The sequence below is a fragment of the Streptomyces sp. NPDC090088 genome (assembly GCF_044747345.1).
In the GTDB taxonomy this organism is placed as follows: domain Bacteria; phylum Actinomycetota; class Actinomycetes; order Streptomycetales; family Streptomycetaceae; genus Streptomyces.
Genome location: NZ_JBIVDZ010000002.1, coordinates 1,217,342 through 1,233,891, shown reverse-complemented (window position 1 = coordinate 1,233,891; position 16,550 = coordinate 1,217,342). Strand labels below are relative to the sequence as shown.

Here is a 16,550-nt window from a genome sequence, read left to right as displayed (position 1 = left end):
TCAGCTCAGCAGCTCCGTGGTGGTGACCGCGCGCAGTCCACGGCGGTGGAGTTCTTGGAGTACGGCGGGGAGGGCGGCGACCGTGTCGGGGTACCCGAAGTGCATGCTCACCACCGAGCCGCCCCTGACCTCCGCGAGCACCTTGCGGGTGATGGCCGGCGCGCCGGGCTCGGTGTAGTCGAGCGAGTCGACGTCGTACGACAGCACATGCGGGTAGCCGGACTCGGCGGCGAGCCGGACCACGAGCGGGGTCGCGGTGGCCGCCCGGGAGGGGCGGAACCAGCGGCCGACCGACCCGGTGAGCCGCTTCAGCCGGTCCGCGCAGTCGGTGATCTCCTTGCGGGCGTCGGCCTCCGCCATGGCGTTGATGGAGATGTGCCGCTGGGTGTGGTTGCCGAGGTCGTGACCGCCGTCGAGGACACGGCGGGCCATGGCGGGGTGCGCGTCGAGCCAGGTGCCCACGGCCAGCACGGTGACGTGCGCCCCGTGCTGCTCGGCGGTGGTGAGGAGCCGGGTGGCCAGGGCGGGGTCGCCCTGGCCGTGGAAGGTGAGCGCGACGGAGGTGCCGGCGCGGGGGCCGTGGGTGATCTGGCGGGGGAGCGTCCGGGCCGGGGACGCCGTGGGGGAAGGCGTGGCGGAGGCCGTGGGCGGCGTCGGCGCGGGGGTGGTGGCGGGGGGCGCTGCGGTGGCCGTACCGGTGGTGCCGCAACCGGTGGCCAGCGTGCCTGTGGCGGTGAAGGCGGCGCCCGCGCGGAGGAGGTCGCGTCGGTTGGTGGGGGTCACCCGCACCATTTAAAAGGGGACAGGTAAGAAAATGGGCGATTGACCGGATAAGGGTTGTTCTTCGCTAGCGGTCGGCCACGCGCATCTCGAACCATGTCGTCTTGCCGCGCGGCAGGAGGTCGACGCCCCACCGGTCGGACAGCTTGTCGACCAGGAACAGGCCCCGTCCGCTGATGTCCAGTTCCTGAACCGGCATCAGACAGGGCAGCCCCCGCGAGGGATCGCGGACCTCGACCCTGATCCATCCGGGGCGGCGGCGCATCCGCAGGCCGAACACCCGGGCCCCGGTGTGCCGGACCGCGTTGCCGACCAGCTCGGAGACGAGTAAGACCGCGTCCTCGGTCATCTTGGGGCTGAGCCGCCACTGACGGAGGACGACCACCTGGGCCAGCCGGCGGGCGGTCGCCGCGGACTCGGGGCGGGACGGCAGCGGAACCTCCGCCTCCGTCGGGTTGCCGAACAGGTCGATCGCCTTGAGTGCCCGCTCGTCCTCGACCGCAGGCGACCAGCGCGCCGCGGCCGCACGGCTCTGTCCCCGCGGCTGTTCGATGCCCTCCAGCCCCGCCATGCCCCCATCATGGCCGCCGCGAGCGCCCTCCGGGGCCGTTCCGGCGGAATACGCCCCCGGGAAGCTCCCGCCCCACACCGGTCGATCGGCATATGCCATCGGCATCTCGGGACCTTCCACAACCCGCCCGACCTGCGACGACGACTCTTCTCCGGGCAATCGCCAGACCCCCTCGACAAGGCAGACTTAAGGGTGCCTTAAGGCTCCCATAAACCGCCCCATCGAGGGACCCGGAATCAGACATCACGTCAATTGCAAGGGGTTCGGCACTTTCACAACAGGGCGAAGATCACAGGAACTTCGCCTTGCCAGGCCCTTCCTCGACGAAGCTCCGCATACCGCGCTCCCGGTCCTCGGTCGCGAACAGCCCGGCGAACCAGTTCCGTTCGACGGCGAGCCCCGTCTCCAGGTCGGTCTCGACGCCGGTGTCGATCGCCTCCTTGGCGGCCCGCAGCGCGATCGCCGGGCCCTGGGCGAGCCGGGCGGCCCAGGCATGCGCCTCGGTGTACACCTCGGCCGCCGGTACCACCCGGTCGACGAGCCCGATGGCGAGCGCCTCGTCCGCCTTGACCATACGGCCCGTGAAGATCAGGTCCTTGGCCTTCGAGGGCCCGACCAGCCGCGGCAGCCGCTGGGTACCGCCGGCCCCCGGGATCAGCCCGAGCAGGATCTCGGGCTGGCCCAGCTTGGCGTTGTCGGCGGCGATCCGGTAGTCGGCGCAGAGCGCGAGCTCACAACCGCCGCCGAGCGCGTACCCGGTGACGGCGGCCACGACCGGCTTGGGAATCCGGGCGACGGCGGTGAAGGAGTCCTGGAGGTCCCGGGCCCGCAGCACCATGGCCGCGTGGTCCATGTTCTGCATTTCCTTGATGTCGGCCCCGGCCGCGAAGACCTTCTCCCCGCCGTACACGACGACGGCCCGCACATCCGCACGACGGCCGGCCTCTTCCGCCAGCTCCTTGATCCGGTCCTGCGTGGCCACATCCAGCGCGTTCATGGGCGGCCGATCCAACCGCAGCGTGCCCACACCTTCGGAGACTTCGAGGGTTACAGTCATGCCTCGCAGGTTAGCGGGCGTTCACCACCCCTACCCGAGGGGCGCGGGGAACTGCGCGACCAGCCCCCACGCACCCGCGGCCAAGCGACTACTTCGTCCAGTCCGCCCAAGACATGTTCCAGCCGTTCAAACCGTTGTCCGGCGACACCGTCTCGTCGTTCGAGTTCTTCACCGTCACCACGTCCCCGATGATCGAGTGGTCGAAGAACCAGGCGGCCGGCACCGACCGGTCACCCCCACCCCGGATGTCGCGCAGTCCGACGCACCCGTGGCTCGCGTTGTAGTTGCCGAACGCGTCGCCACCCCAGTAGTTGCCGTGGATGAACGTCCCGGACGTCGTCAGCCGCATCGCGTCCGGCACGTCCTTGATGTCGTACTCGCCGCCGTAGCCGACCGTCTCGCCGTTCATCCGGGTCACGCGCAGCTTCTCGCTGATGACCATCTGGCCGTTCCACGTGTCGTAGCCGGGCTTGCCGGTGGTGACCGCGAGGTTCTTCACGACCTTGCCGTCCTGCATGACCTTCATCGTGTGCTTCTTGGCGTCGACGATGGAGACCTGGTTGCGCCCGATCGTGAACTTCACGGTCTTGGCCTGCTCGCCGTACACCCCGTCACGGCCCTCGACGCCGTTGAGGTTGAGGGTGACCGAGACCTTGGTGCCGGACTTCCAGTAGTTCTCGGGCCGGAAGTCGAGGCGGTCGTTGCCGAACCAGTGACCCTGCACGTCGACCGCCGGCTCGGTCTTGATGGTGATCGCCTTCTCGACGGCCGCCGGGTCGGTGATGCCCCGGGTGAACCGGACGGAGAACGGCATGCCGACCCCGACCGTGGAACCGTCCTCCGGCGTGAAGTAGCCGATGAACGTGTTCTTCGGGGTGAGGGTGGTGAAGGACGAGTCCTCCGCCGACTCCCGGCCCTCGGTGTCCTTCGCGACCGCGTGCACCGTGTACTTCGTGGAGTTGGCCAGATGCGTCGACGGCGACCAGCTGGCACCGCCCGCCGCGATCGCGCCGTCGACCTTGTTGCCCTTGGCGTCCTTGACCTCGACGTCGGTCAGCTTGCCCTTGGCGGCGGTGACCTTGAGGGCCCCGCTGGTGTCCACACCGGTCGCACCGGACTTGGGACTGATACTGACCGTGGCGACGGACTGCTTGCTCGCCTGGGTCGTCGAATCCTTCGCCTTGCCGTCTCCGGCACCGGATCCCTTGTCGGAGGAGCCGCCCCCGCACGCGGTGACGGCCATGAGCAGAACGCCGGCTATGAGTGCCAGTCCGCCCTTCCCCCGAGTCCGCACCGACGCCCCCGATATCGGCCGCACGTTCAAGTCGTTCTCCCCTCCCAGGGGCCTGGTCAGGCCCCTCCCCGGCGCGTCCCGGCGGGCGCACTGGCGCATAGTAACCGGAGGGTTTTGAGCTTGGTGTTGGGCGAATGTCACCGTTGCGTCGCAACTTCCGCCCCCACCGACCCGGCCCCCCACCTGGTTACTTGACCGCGCTGCCCGCCTTCCACTCCTTCCATCCCATGTTCCACCCTCCGAGGCCATTGTCGGGAGAGACCTTTTTGTCTTTGCTGTTGACGACCTCGATCACGTCCCCGATCAGCGTGCGGTCGTAGAACCAGCCCGCGGGGGTGGCCGAGCTGCCGCCCTTCACGTCGCGCAGACCCACGCAGCCGTGGCTGACGTTCTCGCGTCCGGGGGCGTCCGGCGCCCAGTAGTTGCCGTGCAGGAAGGTGCCGGAGTCGGTGAGTTTGAGGGCGTGCGGGACGTCGGGGATGTCGTACTCGCCGCCGAAGCCGACCGTGCTGCCGTTCATGCGGGTCACCTCGTGCATCTCCATCACCACCATCTTCCCGTTGTAGGTGGTGTGGTCGGGCGCGCCCGCGGTGATCGGCACGGTGGCCAGCAGCTCGCCGTCGCGGCGGACCTCCATCGTGTGCTGGGTCGCGTCGACGAGGGAGACCTGGCTGCGGCCGACGGTGAAGGTGAACGTCTTCTGCTGGAGGCCGTAGGCGCCGCGGGCGCCCTCGACGTCGCGGAGTCCCAGGTCGACGGTGACGACGGTGCCGGGCTCCCAGTAGCGCCGGGGGCGGAAGTCGAGGCGGTTCTTGCCGAACCAGTGCGGGCGGATCTCGACCGGGGGCTCGGCGGTGACGTGGACGGCGCGTTCGACGGCGGCCCGGTTCTGGATCTCGCGGCTGAAGGCGAGGGAGACGATCATCCCGGTGCCGACGGTGGCGCGGTTCTCCGGGGTGACGTAGCCGATGAAGCGTTCCCCGGGGACCAGGGTGGTGAAGGTGGTGTGGCGGGCGGAGCGGCGGCCGTGGCCGTCGACGGCGACCGCGTCGACGGTGTACTTGGCGGCGAGCGCCAGAGTCGGGTCGTCGGGCCGCCAGGTCGTGCCGTCCGCCGCGATGTGCCCGGGGACCGGGGAGTCCTGGGCGTCCTGGGACCGGACGACGGTGACCGACTCCAGCCGGCCACCGGGCACCCGTACGGTCAGCGGTCGGCCGGGGCGTACGGCCTTGGTGCCGTCGTCCGGGGAGATCCGGATGACGTCCTGGGGGGCCGGGGGCGGGCCCCCGAGGACGTGGTCGACGCCCAGTCCGCCCGTGTCGTCGGAGGAGCAGCCGGCGGCCCCCGCCAGCAGTCCCGCCCATGTCAGTACCGCGGCCAACGCGGCCCCCGCGCGCCGTGCGCGCCCTTGTCCATGCCTCACGCGCGGCTCAACGAGCGTGCATGCCCCGGGGAAACGTGAGTGCGACGCCGGCACTGGGCAGAACAGAGGGAAGGACGACGAGCTGGGGAGCCGCCGCGCCCGTGCGAGAGCCGTCGCGGGCGCGTCCGTAGCGAGCCGCCGACCGTGCCCGGGACCGGGAGTCCGGGCCCGGTCGGCTGCCCGGACGCGGGTCGCGTGCGCCCCGGCGGTCGGCGAGCCGCGGGACACAATAAGGGGCCGACAGGTGACGAGCGCAGCCGAGCAGCAGGGGGCACGGGCACGGGCCCCGAGGGCCGACGCCCCCGCGGTCAACGGGACGGCCCTCCCCGTCCCGTCGGCCTGGCCGGGGGCGTCCACGCCGCTCGGCGCCCGGTTCCGGGTCGGCCCGGACGGGGTCGCGGGGACCAACTTCGCGCTGTGGGCGGCCGGGGCGGAGGCGGTCCGGCTCTGCCTCTTCGACGAGCAGGGGCGGGAGACCCGGATCCCGCTGACCGAACTCACGCACGAGATCTGGCACGGCTTCGTGCCGGGTGTGCTGCCGGGGCAGCGGTACGGCTACCGGGTGGACGGCCGCTGGGACCCGTGGACCGGCGCCCGCTGGAACCCGGCGAAGCTGCTCCTGGACCCGTACGCGCGGGCGGTGGACGGCGAGTTCGGGCTGCCGCCCGAGGTGTACGGGCATGTCCGGGACTGGCCGGACCAGCAGGTCGCCGACACCGTGCGCGACGACCGGGACTCGGCGCCGTACGTCCCCAAGGGCGTGGTCGTCCACGATGACGACGACTGGTCCGACGACCACCGTCCGAAGACCCCGTGGGCGGACTCCGTCATCTACGAGCTGCATGTGCGCGGCTTCACCAGACTGCACCCGGGGATACCCGAGGAGCTCCGCGGCACCTACGCGGGGCTGGCGCACCCGGCCGCCGTCGAGCACCTGGTGAAACTCGGCGTGACGGCCGTGGAGCTGCTCCCGGTCCACCAGTTCGCGCACGAGGACCACCTGCTCGGGCGCGGCCTCAGGAACTACTGGGGCTACAACTCCATCGGCTACTTCGCCCCGCACGCGGCCTACGCGGCCTCCGGTACGACCGGACAGCAGGTCGGCGAGTTCAAGCGGATGGTGCGGGCGCTGCACGCGGCCGGGATCGAGGTCATCCTCGACGTGGTCTACAACCACACGGCGGAGGCGGGCGAGCTGGGCCCGACGCTGTCCCTGAAGGGCATCGACAACCGGGGCTACTACCGGCTCCAGGACGACGCCCGGCGCTTCGCCGACTACACCGGCTGCGGCAACACGCTCCATGTGGTCCGGCCACATGTGCTGCGGCTGATCACGGACTCGCTCCGCTACTGGGTCACGGAGATGGGCGTGGACGGCTTCCGCTTCGACCTCGCCGCCGCGCTGGCCCGCTCGATGCACGACGTCGACATGCTCTCCCCCTTCCTCGCGGTCATCGCCCAGGACCCGGTGCTGCGCCGGGTGAAGCTGATCGCCGAGCCGTGGGACGTCGGCTCGGGCGGCTACCAGGTCGGCGCCTTCCCACCCCTGTGGACGGAGTGGAACGACCGCTACCGCGACGCCGTCCGGGACTTCTGGCGCGGCGCCCTCCCGGACGTCCGCGACCTCGGCTACCGGCTCTCCGGCTCCAGCGACCTCTACGCGTGGGGCGGCCGCCGCCCCTACGCCTCCGTCAACTTCGTCACCGCGCACGACGGTTACACCCTGCGCGACCTGGTGTCGTACGAGACGAAGCACAACGAGGCCAACGGCGAGCACAACCGGGACGGCTCGGGCGACAACCGCTCCTGGAACTGCGGGGTGGAGGGCGAGACCGACGACGAGGGCGTACGGGCGCTGCGCAGGCGGCAGTTGCGGAACCTGCTGACCACGCTGCTGCTGTCGACGGGCGTGCCGATGCTGGTCGCGGGGGACGAGCTGGGCCGCACCCAGCGCGGCAACAACAACGCGTACTGCCAGGACAACGACATCAGCTGGCTGGACTGGGAGTTGCCGGCGGACCCGGAGTGGCGGCCGCTGTTCGACCTCACCTCGCGGCTGATCGCGCTGCGCCACCGCCATCCCGTGCTGCGCCGCCGCGCCTTCTTCTCCGGCCGCGCCCACTCGGCGGACGGGCTGCGCGACCTGGCCTGGTTCACGGCGCACGGCGCGGAGATGACGGAGGGCGACTGGTACGCGCCGGCCGCCACCCTCGGCATGTACCTGTCCGGGCGGGACATCCCCGGCCGCGACGAGCGCGGGGCGCCGGTCCTGGACGACAGCTTCCTGACCGTCCTGCACGCCGGCGACCGGCCGGTGGACTTCGTCCTGCCGGGCCCGCCGTGGGCCGCGCGCTACGAGGTGCTCGTGGACACCGCGCGGGAGGACCAGGGCGAGGCACCGGGGGTGGTGCACGAGGCCGGGACGGCGATCACGGTGCCGGGGCGGTCGGTGCTGCTGCTGAAGGTGGTCGGCTGAAGGTGGTCGGCTGAGGCAACGTTGCAGGCCCGTGAAATCCGGGGCGGTCGGCTGGCGGGGGCGAAGGGTCCGCTGATCCACTGAAGCGCATGCCTGAGATATCCCGTCGTGCATTCGGTGGTCTCGTCGGCGGCGGCGCGGTCACCGCCGTCGCCGGAGCGGCCCCCGCCGCCGAGGCCGCCGAGCGTCCCTTCGAGGCCCGTCCGGCCGCCTCCGGCAGGCGCCCCAACCTCCTGGTCGTCCTCGGCGACGACCTGGGCTGGGCCGACCTCTCCTCCTACGGCGCCCCGCACATCAGGACGCCGCACCTGGACCGGCTGGCCCGCCAGGGCGTGCGCTTCACGGACGCCTACTCCGGCTCGGCGACCTGCTCCCCCACCCGGTTCAGCCTCTACACCGGCCGCTACCCGGGCCGTACGCCGGGCGGTCTCGCCGAGCCCGTCGCGGACCGCACCCAGGGCCTGGACCCCCGCCACCCCACCCTCGCCTCCCTCCTCAAGAAGGCCGGTTACGCGACCGCGCTGATCGGCAAGTGGCACTGCGGCTGGCTGCCCGACTACAGCCCCACCAAGTCCGGCTGGGACGAGTTCTTCGGCAACTTCGGCGGGGTGCTCGAATACTTCTCCAAGCTCGGCCAGCTGGGCACCTACGACCTCTACGAGGGCGACGCCGAGTACCAGGACCTGCGGTACTACACGACCGTGCTGACCGAGCGGGCGGTCGAGTACGTGGGCCGGAAGCACGACACGCCCTGGCTGCTGAACCTCAACTTCACCACCCCGCACTGGCCGTGGCTGGCCGAGGGCGACGCCGGGACCGGCGCCGAGATCGCCGCGAAGATCAGGGCCGCGAAGAGCCAGGCCGAGGTCAGTACCGCGCTCAACCACTACGACGGCGGCTCGGTCGCCAAGTACACGGAGATGGTGCAGAGCCTGGACGCGGCCGTCGGCGAGGTGCTGGACGCGCTGCGCCGGTCCGGGCAGGAGGAGAACACCCTCGTCCTCTTCGCCAGCGACAACGGCGGCGAGCGCTGGTCGTACCTGTGGCCGCTCAGCGGCGAGAAGTTCGTGCTCCAGGAGGGCGGCATCCGGGTGCCGACCATCCTGCGCTGGCCGGCCCGGGTCGACGGCCGCCAGGTCAGCCACGAGCCCCTGTTCACCCCGGACTGGACGGCGACCCTGCTGGAACTGGCGGGCGCCCGCCCCGACCCGGCGTACCCGCTGGACGGCACCAGCCTCGCGGGCTACCTGCTGCGCGGCGAACGGCTCCCGGAACGCGACCTGTTCTGGCGGGTCAGGGCCAACCGGGCGCTGCGGCGGGGTGATTGGAAGTACTACCGGGACGCGGCCGGCAAGGACCACCTCTACGACCTCGGCGCGGACCTCCGCGAACAGGCCGACCTCGCCCCGGACCGGCCCGAGCTGCTGGCCGAGCTGAAGGCGTCCTGGGAGAGGACCGCGGCCACCCTGCTGCCCTATCCGGGCTAGCCGAGGATCCCCCGCTGGTAGGCCGTCGCGACCGCCGCCGCGCGGTCGTTGACGCCCAGCTTGGCGTACAGGTGGGTGAGATGCGTCTTCACCGTGGCCTCGCTGATGAAGAGCTCGCGGGCGATCTCGCGGTTCGAGGTGCCCCGGGCGACCAGGGCGAGCACCTCGCGTTCGCGGGCGGAGAGCGGTTCGTTGCCGGGGGCGCCGGGGGTGCGGACGGCGGAGACCAGCCGGGAGGCGACCGCCGGGGAGAGCACGGTCCGGCCCTGGGCGGCGGCCCGGACCGCGGTGAACAGCTCCTCGCGCGGGGCGTCCTTGAGCAGATAGCCGGTGGCGCCCGCCTCGATCGCGGGGAGCGTGTCGGAGTCGGTGTCGTACGTGGTGAGGACCAGCACCTTGGCGCGGGCTCCGCGCCGGGTCAGTTCGCGGATGGCGTCGACCCCGCCGCCGCCCGGCATGCGCAGGTCCATCAGGATCACGTCCGGGTCGAGGGACGCGGCCAGCGCGACGGCCTCGACACCGCTCGACGCCTCACCGAGGACCGTGAACCCGGGCGCGGACGCGAACATGCCGCGCAGCCCGTCGCGGACGACGGGATGGTCGTCGACGATCAGCAGCGAGATGGGCGGGTCAGCGGTCATCGCGGACCAACGGTACGCGGGCCGACAGGGCGGTGCCGAGCCCGGGTTCGGACTCCACCGTCAGGGTGCCCGCGATCCGTTCGGCGCGGGCCCGCATGCCGTCCAGGCCGAAGCCGCCGGCGCGGCTGCGGGCGGGCACGGCGAGCAGGTCGAAGCCGGTCCCGTCGTCGCGGATGTCGAGAATGACCTCCTCGCCCAGGTAGGACAGGGTGACGCCGACCCGGGAGGCGCGCGCGTGCCGGGCCGTGTTGGACAGCGCCTCCTGGACGATACGGAGCAGGGTCGCCGCGATCTCCTCGTGCAGCTGCGCGGCGGTGCCGGTGACGGTGAACTCGGCACGGGTGCCGGTGCGTTCGCCCCATTCGGTGACCGTCTTCTGTAGCGCTTCGGGCAGTCCGTCGTGCTCCAGCGCCACCGGGGCGAGGTTGTGCACGGAACGGCGGGCCTCGCCCAGGCTGTGCCGGGCCAGGGCCAGGGCGCGGCCCACGTGCTCCCGGGCCTGGTCCGGGTCGGGGGTGTTGGTGACGACCTGGAGCTGGGCGATGATCCCGGCCAGCCCCTGGGCGATGGTGTCGTGGATCTCTGCGGCGAGCCGCCGGCGCTCGTCGGCGACCCCGGCCTCCCTCGCCTGGACGAGGAGCTGGGCGTGCAGGGCCGCGTTCTCGTCGAGGGCCTGGCGGAGGGCGGCGATGGTCTCGGTGCGCTCGGCGGAGCGCTGTTTCTCCTGCTCGGTGAGGTGGGCGATCCCCACCTGGAGGACGGAGTTGGCGACCAGCAGGACGGTGAAGACGACCCACTGGACCGCGCTCCGGAACGGCATGCCGCCGGTCTGCGCGCCGGCCACGGTGACCGCGCTCGCGAGCAGTCCGAGCCGCCGCCACCGGCGCGGCAGCAACTCGTCGGCGTCCATGTAGCCGCTGGCGGCGTAGAACGCGAAGAACGGGCTGAGCCAGGTGAGGACGAAGGCCAGGGCCCAGCGCACGACGTAGTACGCCGTCCCGGCCGGGGTCGGCGTCCGGCCGCGGTCGAGGCGGCGCGACCGGGTGCCGTGCCACCACAGCTGGAGCACGAGCGCGGCCCCGACCAGGGCCCAGGCGGTGTACCACGTCGCCGGGCCGGTCTGCGGGTCGGCGGTGGCGATCCCGAGGACGACGCTGATGCCGAGGAACCCGTACGGCACCCAGGTGTGCAGCTGCTCCCAGCGCCGGTCGATCCGACCGTCGTCCTCCGCCATGTCCCCCTCCCTCATGTCCCCCTCCCTCATGCCCCCCTCCGCCATCTCCCCCTCCGTCATGTCCCCAGTCTGCACGGCCGGCCGTCTACTCCCAGCGGAACCAGCGGGCGGCCCCGGCCGTCAGCAGCACGGCCCAGGCCGCGAGCACGCCCAGGTGGTCCCAGCCGGGCCAGTGCCCGGCGGCGGCCTGGTCCAGCGCGCGGGCCGCCGCGCCGAACGGGGTCAGCTGCACCACGCGGGCCATCGCGTGCGGCATCTCCCGCACCGGGATCCACACCCCCGCGCAGAACATCATCGGGAAGAACACCGCCGAGCCGATCGCACCGGCGATCTTCGTGGTGCGGGAGAGCGCGGAGACGACGGAGCCGAGGGCGAGCGCGGCGGCGGCCGCGAGCAGCAGCGCCAGCAGGTACCCGCCCGGCTGCCTCGGCAGTCGTACGTCGAACGCTAGCCGCCCGACGGCGAGCGCGAGCAGCGCCGAGCCCAGCGCGACCGTGCCCTGCACCGCCATCTGCGCCGACAGCAGCGCCGACGGCCGTACCGGGGTGAGCCGCATCCGGCGCAGGATGCCCCGCTCCCGGTAGCCGGTCAGCGCCTGCGGCAACGTCTGCACCCCGGACATGATCAGCGCGATCAGTACGGCGATGGGCACATAGGCGTCGACCGGCCGCAGCCCGCCCAGCGACGCGTCGGCGTCCCGGAACGACGGGATGGAGCCGAGGATCACCAGGAGCAGCGTCGGGAACAGGAACACCCAGAAGACCGCGCCGGGTTCGCGGCGGAACAGGCGGAACTCGGTCCGCAGGACGGCGGTGTTCATACCGTCTCCTCCTTCGTCAGGTCCAGGAAGGCGTCGTCGAGGGTCGCGTCCACGACCCGGAGCTGGTGGGCGGTGACGCGGTGCCGGGCGAGCAGGGTGATGACGGCGTTCACGGTCTCGTCGGTGCCGGAGAGCGTGATCCGGCCGTCCTTGCGCTCGACCGAGGCGAGGGCCGGGAGGGCGCTGAGGTCCCGGTCGTCCAGCGGGGCCGACGGGGTGAAGCTGATGACGGTCGCACCCGCGGTGCGGCGGATCAGCCCGGCCGGGGTGTCCAGGGCGGCCACCCGCCCCCCGTCGATGACCGCGATCCGGTCGCAGAGCCGCTGCGCCTCCTCCATGAAGTGCGTGACGAGCAGCACGGTGACCCCGCGGTCCCGGACGTCCTCGATCAGCTCCCAGGTGTCCCGCCGGGCCCGTGGATCGAGCCCCGTGGTCAGCTCGTCGAGCACGACCACCCGCGGATTCCCGATCAAGGCCAGCGCGATGAACAGACGCTGCCGCTGCCCGCCCGACAGCTTGCCGAACCGGGTGGAGAGCTTGTCGGCGAGCCCGAGGCGTTCGGCGAGCGGCGCCCACGCCGGCGGGCTGTCGTAGAAGGAGGCGTACAGTTCCAGGGCCTCGCGGACGGTGAGCTTGGCCTGCAGCTCGCTCTGCTGCAACTGGGCGCCGAGGACCCGGGCGACCTTCTCGTGCTCGGCGACGGGATCGAACCCGGCGACCCGGACCCGCCCGCCGTCGGGCACCCGCAGCCCCTCCACACACTCCACGGTGGTGGTCTTGCCGGCGCCGTTCGGTCCGAGGATCCCGAAGATCTCCCCCTCCTCGACGGCGAAACCCACCCCGTCCACGACGGCCCGGCCGCCGTACGTCTTCCGCAGGTCTGTCACTTCGATGACGGTTGGCATACCCCGAGGGTCCCGTCCGGCCCCCCGCCGCCACATCGCCCGGCCCGCTCGAACCGGCATCAACCGATCGGCTGATGCCGCCCGTCCAGTTGTACGACCCTTCGAACGCGCTGGTCGCAGCCATGGCGACGGAATCCGGTCCGGCCAAAACTCGGTAGGCGTTGTCAGTGCCGGTCCGTAGGCTCGCCCCTGATGCCTCCGACACGTGCAACCACCGAGGAACGGTCCGCCGTCCGTACCCTGCTGCGCCTGTGGCCGTACGTGCGGCCGGTGCGGGTACGGCTGTTCAGCGCCGCGCTGGTGGCGATAGTCGCCTCCTGTACGGGGCTCGTGATCCCCCTCGTCCTGAAGTGGATGGTGGACGGCCCGGTCGCCGACCGCGACCCCGGCGGGGTCTGGCTCGGCGCGCTGTACCTGCTGCTGCTCGGATGCGCGGAGGCGCTGCTGTTCGGGCTGCGGCGCTGGCTGGTCGCCAGACCCCTCTCCCATGTCGAGGCGTCGATGCGCGCGGGCCTCTACGGCCATCTCCAGCGCCTGCCGGTCGCCTTCCACGACCGCTGGGCCTCCGGCCAGCTGCTCTCCCGGGCCACCACCGACCTCATGCTGCTCCGCATGTTCCTCGCCTTTCCGCTGACCTTCCTGCTGGTCAACGCGGTGACGATCCTCGTCGGCGTGCTGATCATGCTGGCCCAGGACTGGACACTCGGCCTGGTCATCCTGGCCCCCGCCGTCCCCATGGTGTGGACCTGCGTGCTCTTCGAGAGGCGGTACGCGGAGGTGGCCCGGCTCGCCCAGGACCAGGTGGGCGACCTGACGACGGTGGTCGAGGAGAGCGTGCTCGGCATCCGCATCATCAAGGGCTTCGGCCGGCACCGCAGCCAGGCCCGCGCCTTCCGCGAACTGGTCCGCACGCTGCGGGGCACCGAGCTGCGCAAGGCGCGGATGCTGGCCGCCATCTGGGCCGTCATCGTGACCCTCCCCGAACTGGCCATCGGCGCGGCCCTCTTCTGGGGCTCGGTCCAGGTCGCCGACGGCGACCTCAGCGCCGGCACCCTCGTCGCCTTCCTCTCCACCGCCCTCGCCCTCCGCTGGCCGGTCGAGTCCATCGGCTTCCTGCTGGCGATGAGCCAGGAGGCGGCGACGGCGACGGAGCGGTACTTCGAGGCACGGGACGCGTTGGAGGAGGGCGAGGACAAGCGCCCCGTCAGGGGCGCGGGGAACTGCGCGACCAGCCACGGACAACCCGCACCCGACAACGATGGCATCCGCTTCCACTCGGTCTCCTTCCGTTACCCCGACGCCTCCCCCGAATCCACCCCCACCCTCGCCCACATCGACCTCCACATCCGCCCCGGCGAATCCATGGCCCTCGTCGGCGCCACCGGCAGCGGCAAGACCACCCTCACCGCCCTCATCCCCCGCCTGCACGAGACGACCTCCGGCCGGATCACCCTGGACGGCACCGACATCACCGCCCTGTCCCGCGAGGAACTCCGCACCCTGGTCTCCGTGGCCTTCGAGGAACCCACCCTCTTCTCCGCCTCCGTCGGCGAGAACGTGCTGATGGGAGCCGACGACAGCGCCGGCGAGCCCGAGCTGGCCCGCGCCCTCGCCGTCGCCCAGGCCGACTTCGCGCACGCCCTCCCCCAGGGCACCGCGACCCAGGTCGGCGAGCAGGGCCTCAGCCTCTCCGGCGGCCAGCGCCAGCGCCTCGCGCTCGCGCGGGCGGTCGTCGGCCGGCCCCGCTTCCTCGTCCTGGACGACCCCCTCTCCGCCCTGGACGTCCACACCGAGGCCGCCGTGGAGGCGGCCCTGCGCGACGTGCTCGCCGACACCACGGCGCTGATCGTCGCCCACCGCCCCTCCACCGTGCTGCTCGCCGACCGCGTCGCCCTGCTCTCCGGCGGCCGCATCACCGCCGTCGGCACCCACCAGGAACTGCTGCGCGGCAACACCGAGTACGCCCGTCTGATGTCCGGGGAGGATCACCGCCGATGACCGCCGCCACCTCCCTGCCCGCCCCCGACGAGGACGACGAACTCCCCCGCCCGGCCGAAGCCGCCGCCGGCGACCCCTTCGACCACGACGTCCTGCCCACCCCGCCCGGCGCCACGGCGGACCTGCTGCGTTCGCTGCTCGCCCCCATGAAGGCGCGGGTCGCCGGCACCACCGGGCTCCTGCTGCTCCAGCAGGCGGCGGTGCAGGCGGGCCCGCTGCTGGTGGCGTACGCCATCGACCGGGCCGTACCGGCGTTCCGCCGCCACGACCACGGCCCGCTGATCGCCGTGGCGGTCGGCTACGCCCTGAGCGCGCTGCTCTCCGGCGGCCTCCAGTACGCGTTCATCCAGGCCTCCGCGCGCGTCAACCAGGACGTGCTGCTCGACCTGCGCGGCCGGATCTTCCGCCACGCGCAGGCGCTCAGCATCGACTTCCACGAGCGGTACACGTCCGGCCGGCTCATCTCCCGCTCCACCACGGACGTCGAGTCGCTCCGCGAACTCCTCAGCGAGGGGCTCCAGGAGCTGATCACGGTCATCCTCTCCTTCCTCTACATCTCGGCGATGCTGCTCTGGCTGGACCTGGGCCTGGGCGCGGTGGCCGTGGCCTCGTTCGTCCCGCTGTACCTGCTGGTGCGGATGTACCAGCGGCGGGCCGTGCGGGTGTACAAGGCGCGGTCCACCGCGATCGCCTCGGTGATCGTGAAGTTCGTGGAGACGATGAACGGCATCCGCCCGGTGCGCGCGTTCCGCCGGGAGACCGCCAACGACGCCGAGTTCGCCGTGCTCAACCGCCGCCACGAGCGCACCAACGGCGACGCGCTGCTGGAGATGGCGCGGTACGTGGTCGGCTCCCGGCTGGTCGCCAACACGTCGGTCGCGGTGATCGTGCTGTGGGGCGCGTACCGGGTGGCGTCCGGCTCGCTGGAACTGGGCGTCCTCGCGGCGGCCGTCCTCTACCTGCGACGGCTCTACGACCCGATCGACCGGCTCGGCATGTTCCTCAACTCGTACCAGTCGGCGGCCGCCTCGCTGGAGAAGATCGCGGGTCTGCTGGCCCAGACCCCGACCGTGCCGGAGCCGTCCGTGCCGCGGGAGCTGCCCGCGCCGGAGAGCAGCCTGCCGGGCCGCGGGGTCGTCTTCGAAGGCGTCCGGTTCGCCTACCGCACCGGCGGCGAGGTGCTCCCCCGCTTCGACCTCGCCCTCCCCGCCGGGCAGACGGTCGCGGTCGTCGGCTCCACCGGCGCCGGCAAGTCGACCCTCGCCAAACTCCTCGCCCGCTTCTACGACCCGTCCGACGGGCGGGTCCTGCTGGACGGCGTGGACCTGCGCGAACTGGCCGTGCCCGAGCTGCGCCGCGGGGTGGTGATGGTCACCCAGGAGGCGTTCCTGTTCTCCGGCACGGTCGCCGAGAACATCGCCATCGGCCGGCCGGACGCCACCCGCGAGGAGATCGAGCAGGCGGCCAAGGCGATCGGCGCGCACGAGTTCATCGCCGCGCTGCCCGACGGGTACGAGACGGACGTCCGCAAGCGCGGCGGGCGCATCTCGGCGGGACAGCGCCAGCTGGTCGCGTTCGCCCGCGCCCTGCTCGCCGACCCGGCGGTGCTGATCCTCGACGAGGCGACCAGTTCCCTGGACGTCCCCGGTGAACGGGCCGTGCAGCGGGCCATGTCGACGGTCCTGAAGGGCCGTACGGCGGTGGTGATCGCGCACCGGCTGTCCACCGTGGAGATCGCCGACCGGGTGCTGGTGATGGAGCACGGCCGGATCGTCGAGGACGGCCGCCCGGCCGAACTGATCGCCGGGACCGGCCGGTTCGCGGATCTGCACCGCGCCTGGCGGGACAGCCTGGCCTAGACGGG

At 72.2% G+C, this 16,550-nt stretch carries 13 protein-coding genes; 4 read left to right on the top strand and 9 right to left on the bottom strand.

Translation table 11 applies throughout. The features are described 5' to 3' along the window. From ACIPSJ_RS14330 to ACIPSJ_RS14310, 5 genes are all read right to left on the bottom strand, one after another. Entirely contained in the window at nt 1-792 is a 792-nt protein-coding gene (locus tag ACIPSJ_RS14330) for a polysaccharide deacetylase family protein (protein ID WP_359218691.1), read from the bottom strand. 55 nt (nt 793-847) lie between these two features. Continuing rightward, nucleotides 848-1,456 carry an ATP-binding protein gene (locus tag ACIPSJ_RS14325; RefSeq protein ID WP_401345792.1) on the bottom strand — a complete coding sequence of 203 codons (609 nt, stop codon included), beginning with the start codon at nt 1,454-1,456 and terminating at the stop codon, nt 848-850. A gap of 184 nt (nt 1,457-1,640) precedes the next feature. Further along, complete coding sequence (locus tag ACIPSJ_RS14320; RefSeq protein ID WP_355722952.1) at nt 1,641-2,408, bottom strand: enoyl-CoA hydratase-related protein; 768 nt, start codon at nt 2,406-2,408, stop codon at nt 1,641-1,643. A gap of 88 nt (nt 2,409-2,496) precedes the next feature. Further along, entirely contained in the window at nt 2,497-3,732 is a 1,236-nt protein-coding gene (locus tag ACIPSJ_RS14315) for an Ig-like domain-containing protein (protein WP_401345790.1), read from the bottom strand. Between the two features lie 157 nt (nt 3,733-3,889). Further along, the gene (locus tag ACIPSJ_RS14310; protein WP_401345788.1) at nt 3,890-5,125 is read right to left on the bottom strand and encodes an Ig-like domain-containing protein; all 1,236 of its coding nucleotides are present in this window, start codon (nt 5,123-5,125) and stop codon (nt 3,890-3,892) included. A gap of 244 nt (nt 5,126-5,369) precedes the next feature. Between ACIPSJ_RS14310 and glgX the strand changes: the two genes are divergently transcribed. Further along, nucleotides 5,370-7,601, top strand: coding sequence for a glycogen debranching protein GlgX (gene glgX, locus ACIPSJ_RS14305; protein WP_401345786.1), 2,232 nt, complete (start codon nt 5,370-5,372; stop codon nt 7,599-7,601). A gap of 89 nt (nt 7,602-7,690) precedes the next feature. Further along, entirely contained in the window at nt 7,691-9,088 is a 1,398-nt protein-coding gene (locus ACIPSJ_RS14300; protein WP_359218680.1) for a sulfatase-like hydrolase/transferase, read from the top strand. On the opposite strand, the gene ACIPSJ_RS14295 is transcribed toward ACIPSJ_RS14300, so the two are convergent. The 4 genes from ACIPSJ_RS14295 to ACIPSJ_RS14280 all read right to left on the bottom strand — a co-directional run bounded on the left by ACIPSJ_RS14295 (nt 9,085) and on the right by ACIPSJ_RS14280 (nt 12,688). After that, a complete protein-coding gene (locus ACIPSJ_RS14295; RefSeq protein WP_359218678.1) occupies nt 9,085-9,729 on the bottom strand; it encodes a response regulator transcription factor in 645 nt (214 codons plus the stop codon). The genes ACIPSJ_RS14300 and ACIPSJ_RS14295 overlap by 4 nt on opposite strands. Next, nucleotides 9,719-10,963: a sensor histidine kinase gene (locus tag ACIPSJ_RS14290; RefSeq protein WP_401345783.1), complete on the bottom strand. Its 1,245-nt coding sequence runs from the start codon at nt 10,961-10,963 to the stop codon at nt 9,719-9,721. Before ACIPSJ_RS14290 ends, ACIPSJ_RS14295 begins: the two co-directional genes overlap by 11 nt. 85 nt (nt 10,964-11,048) lie before the next feature. Then, the gene (locus ACIPSJ_RS14285) at nt 11,049-11,783 is read right to left on the bottom strand and encodes an ABC transporter permease (protein ID WP_359218676.1); all 735 of its coding nucleotides are present in this window, start codon (nt 11,781-11,783) and stop codon (nt 11,049-11,051) included. Then, nucleotides 11,780-12,688, bottom strand: coding sequence for an ABC transporter ATP-binding protein (locus ACIPSJ_RS14280; RefSeq protein WP_401345780.1), 909 nt, complete (start codon nt 12,686-12,688; stop codon nt 11,780-11,782). Before ACIPSJ_RS14280 ends, ACIPSJ_RS14285 begins: the two co-directional genes overlap by 4 nt. Before the next feature lie 192 nt (nt 12,689-12,880). Here ACIPSJ_RS14280 and ACIPSJ_RS14275 point away from each other — a divergent pair, with 192 nt between their 5' ends. Both ACIPSJ_RS14275 and ACIPSJ_RS14270 read left to right on the top strand, forming a co-directional pair. Continuing rightward, nucleotides 12,881-14,686 (top strand): ABC transporter ATP-binding protein, encoded by a 1,806-nt coding sequence (locus ACIPSJ_RS14275; RefSeq protein ID WP_401345778.1) that lies wholly within the window; start codon nt 12,881-12,883, stop codon nt 14,684-14,686. Next, nucleotides 14,683-16,545, top strand: a complete 1,863-nt coding sequence (locus ACIPSJ_RS14270) for an ABC transporter ATP-binding protein (protein ID WP_401345776.1) — start codon at nt 14,683-14,685, stop codon at nt 16,543-16,545. Before ACIPSJ_RS14275 ends, ACIPSJ_RS14270 begins: the two co-directional genes overlap by 4 nt. The last annotated feature ends 5 nt before the right edge of the window (nt 16,546-16,550 follow it).